Source organism: Cyanothece sp. BG0011 (assembly GCF_003013815.1).
Lineage (GTDB): Bacteria > Cyanobacteriota > Cyanobacteriia > Cyanobacteriales > Microcystaceae > Crocosphaera.
On record NZ_PRLH01000081.1, the window covers coordinates 1 to 4,085 of the forward strand.

The window sequence follows — 4,085 nt, forward strand, 5'->3', positions numbered from 1 at the left end:
TCGTATAAGGGGAGACCCCTTACCGACATTTAAGTTGGAAATGACAAGTTACATCTCCTTGAGAAGCATAGGTAATTAACGTGACTAATAAGTCTGCATTGCTATATTCATCTAGGGTTAAAAGTTTAAGCAATGTCTCTTTTAACTCTTCAATATCCCACGTCATAGAACCGGAACAATCAATAATAATAATACTGTGGGCAATATTCGGTTTACCTAAGTTTTCTGGGGTCACTTCTAATTGCTTTCTATCTACTAAATAGTAAGCTTTTTCTTCACCAGCAAAGTTATATAATGTAAATTTACTTTGATTAGAATTTTTAGATGTTTTAGCGGCCATCTTGGTTTCCTTTTTCTACTAATTAATGTTTTTAGTTTCATTTTTGTTAATCTAATTATATTTTTTATGAATATTATATTCATTGATAAAAATACTTATTTTTTAAAAATAGATTTGTTTTTTTCCGTAAATAAAACTATACTTGATTTTTTAAAATAATAAGCAAGTAAATAGGGACATCATAGATTATGTCCCTGTATATTATTAATTGGTTTAATCAGTATCTAATCTTATTGATTAGCAAATTGATCAATAATTTTTATCATTGTTTTATCTCCTAAACCTTTTACTCGACTAACGACATCACCACAAGACTTAAATTCTCCATTTTTTTCTCGTTCATTAATAAGTGTTTCTAAAATACTTGTTTTGATGCTAATAGAACGTAAATGAGAGGTAAGGGTTGATAAACTAGAGGTATTAAGTGCTTCTAAACAATCAATAGGTTTAGGTAGACGTTCTTTAATTTCTGTTAGTTGCTTATTTAGTTTTTCAATTTCACTTTTAGAAGTGTCTTGTACCTCTTTAAGTTGTCTTTCAAACCTCGCCTCAATATTATTTAAACGAGATTCCATATTTAAGAGTTTTTGATCGGAATTATCGTTTACTGTTGGTATAGGTGGTAAAATTTGAGGAGATTTTCGGAAAATTTCTATCTGTGTTTTGATAGCATCTTCCTTGTCGTCTTCAATAATAAAAGCACTGATCATTTCTCCCTTTCTGGGATCGATTTCTCTTGCTCTTACAGCAGTATAATATTCAAAATCTCCACAGATGACCTGATAAGATTCTAGATTTGTTTTCTCTAAAATAATAGGGTTGATAATTCCTTCTGCGTGTAAAATTGCTTGTGCAGCTTGTTCTATTTCATTTTCACTAAAATGAGAACGTTCTACGGACGAAGTAATTCTTTTGACAGACACTAATGCAATTAATAAACTCATTTATTTATCTCCTATTTTTTCTAATACTTCATCTGCTAAAATTTCAAATTCTTGTGCGGATTTAGAAGCAGGTTTAAAATCTAGAATTGAAACCGGATCAGGTATTTCTATATCTCCTACAATTTGCATTTTTTCTGCACATTTAGCTAAGTCATCTCTATCATAAATTACTGTCTCCATCATAGAGATTTCATAACGTTTAGGGATAACTTCTAAACGTTTTCTAAGAGTAGCTGATACAAATCTTGCATTAGTAGAAATTTTACACGCAAGAATGCCTAAAACTTCAATAGGTTCTCTTCTAATTTGTCTTCTAAATCCATTAACTTGTTTGACGAATTCTTTGACATTAGTTAATCCTTGATTAGCAAAAGGTTTTAAATCAGAAGGAATAATTAAATAGTCAGTAGCTATTAAAGCAATTCTGGCATACAAGTTTAAAGATGGAGGAGTATCGATAAGTACAATATCATACTTATCTTTTACCTTATCTAGTTTATCAATTAAAATTAAACGAGTATAATCAATTAGATTGAATTTATTTTCACATTCCATCAAATCAATATGAGATGGAATGACATGAATTTCAGGATTAGAAAATTGAGATTTTATAGCGACTTCTTCAATACTATAAAAATCCTCTGACTGCAAAACATGAAGAATATTACAGTCTTTAATATTATCAAATTCTTCATCTTCAAATTTGACTAAACCAGTGGCAAAAGTTGTATTAGCTTGACTATCTAAATCAATGACTAAAACTCGCTTTCCTTTTTTACTAAAAGCAGCAGCTAAATTAACAACAGTAGTTGTTTTTCCAACACCACCTTTATTATGATAAACGGCAATAACTTTCATGGGTAATTTTTTAGACTCCTTAATAGATGTTTGAGAAAGTTTAGGGATAGAAAGAGGTTGAGAAGTAGAGAATTTTTGGCTTAAACTCTCCTTACCAATCAAAGAATTAATCTTGCTGATATTGTTAGCGATGTTTTCGCCTTGACAATAAAAGATAAACTTTAATTTATCTTTTTCTCGTTGATAAATACGAAATTCTTTCCCATTGGTTAAAACCCCATAAAAACTTTTAGTTTTCATCAAATAATGTCCCAAACGACGCACATGATGATCTAAATTTTCTTGAGGGTGTTTCGCTTCAATGACAACACAAGAAGAAAGATTTTTGATTTTTTTAGAAGCAACGGTTAAAAAATCTAGACGAATATTGCCATAGATAACTTCTTGATACCAATTATCAGGAGAATAACCTAATTTTGGGAGTAAATATTGAACAATTAGCTTACTCTCTACTTCCCTTTCATTACGACAGGATTTAGGATGAAATTGCAATGGACTATTTCCTCAATAACATAAGATAGAGGATACAATTAAATAAGAATGAAGGTTAGGAACAAGTAAGAGTAGAATTAACTACCTTGAAACAACTTATTATTTTTATTATCTCTAAGTATCTACCGAATGAGAAACAGTGAAATCTCTGAAAAATTGCATTATATTTATTGTTTTATTTTTAACTTAAGTAAATTTACTGAGTGAATTGTAAAAATAGGTTAACATTCTAGTTTTAAGTATTTTTTGGGAATACTAGAGATTAAGTATTTTTTGGGAATACTAGAGATGATTAATAGCAAAATTAAACTTTTTTAAATAGTTTTTGTTGAAGTTCATTCATAATTTAATTCCTTCTTTCTTGATATTGCGATAAAAAGCACTATTTTCTTTTTCCCATTGCTCAACTGTAGTAAAACAGCAAACAATCAATTTATTATTTTCTAAAGATAAATCACTGATAAACTGACTAATTTTTTTATTTCTTGATAATAGTCAAAATCCCTATTTAAAACAATTAAAATATCAATATCGGAATCTTGTTTTGCTTCTTGTCTAGCTTGCGAACCCAATAAAATAACATTCTCTAAGTCGTTTCCGTATAGAGACTTTAAATAACGATTGATTTTGCTTAAAATTTTTTGTAGTTGACTTGTTAATACCGTTTGAGATTTAATCACTTTTTTGTTGATAATAATTAGTTAGCTTATCAAACCTATCCATCCTTATTATAACTTTGTAGGGGCTTAATATTATTAAGCCCTCACTCTCATCAATTGTAAAATTTTTGTTATCTTTTCATCTTTTTGAGGCTAAGAACAACCGACAATAGAAATATTGCCAGAGCCATAAGGAGAATCCCCAGTAAACTCTTAAAACAAACTCATAACAGCTATGAATTATTACTCATAACTGTTATGAGTTTTACATTATAACGAGGAAGGTCAGAAGGATCATCAGGCAAAGCCTCGACTAATTCTCGAATCAAGTGAGAACGTGATAAGCCCCAAGGTTGACAATGGTGATCTAACTTTTGGGAATGCAAAGAAGAGACGCGAACCCTTAAAGTATCACTCAACATTAGAATTATCCTCTATACCTAATTTATATACTAGCTGATAATAGTACGAATTAATTTTATCAATAGTTTGTTTTAAACGAAGATTATCATCTTTTAGCTGACTACATTGTTCTTTATATATGGAGAGTTCAGACTGCTTAGCGTTCAATTTCTCCCAATTGGATTCCTTAATGTCATCAAGAACCTTTTGATGATTCTCAATTAATACATTTTGTACTTCAGCATCACGGTTAATAACCTCCTTAATCTTAACCTTAAATAATTGTTTATAATAGTGAACTAAAATGAAGTTTCCCGAAATAAAAGCAGTAATTAAAATCTTACTGCTAGTATCTTGATAAGCCATATTCCAAAGAGCAATAACAACGGC

6 protein-coding genes are annotated in these 4,085 nt (G+C 29.6%); all 6 read right to left on the reverse strand.

Features of this window, described 5'->3' with window-relative positions; genetic code table 11:
- Positions 1-19 precede the first annotated feature (19 nt).
- On the reverse strand, positions 20-340 hold the full coding sequence (locus tag C4E06_RS10515; protein ID WP_107668022.1) for a hypothetical protein: 321 nt from the start codon (positions 338-340) through the stop codon (positions 20-22).
- A gap of 230 nt (positions 341-570) precedes the next feature.
- Positions 571-1,284 (reverse strand): hypothetical protein, encoded by a 714-nt coding sequence (locus C4E06_RS10520; RefSeq protein WP_107668023.1) that lies wholly within the window; start codon positions 1,282-1,284, stop codon positions 571-573.
- Entirely contained in the window at positions 1,285-2,634 is a 1,350-nt protein-coding gene (locus C4E06_RS10525) for an AAA family ATPase (protein ID WP_107668024.1), read from the reverse strand.
- 443 nt (positions 2,635-3,077) lie between these two features.
- Positions 3,078-3,314 carry a nucleotidyltransferase domain-containing protein gene (locus tag C4E06_RS10530; RefSeq protein WP_198648526.1) on the reverse strand — a complete coding sequence of 79 codons (237 nt, stop codon included), beginning with the start codon at positions 3,312-3,314 and terminating at the stop codon, positions 3,078-3,080.
- A 212-nt stretch (positions 3,315-3,526) separates the two neighbouring features.
- Entirely contained in the window at positions 3,527-3,715 is a 189-nt protein-coding gene (locus C4E06_RS10535) for a hypothetical protein (RefSeq protein WP_107668025.1), read from the reverse strand.
- On the reverse strand, positions 3,705-4,085 hold a 381-nt coding region (locus C4E06_RS10540; RefSeq protein WP_232826221.1), incomplete at its 5' end, for a hypothetical protein. The genes C4E06_RS10540 and C4E06_RS10535, both read right to left, overlap by 11 nt.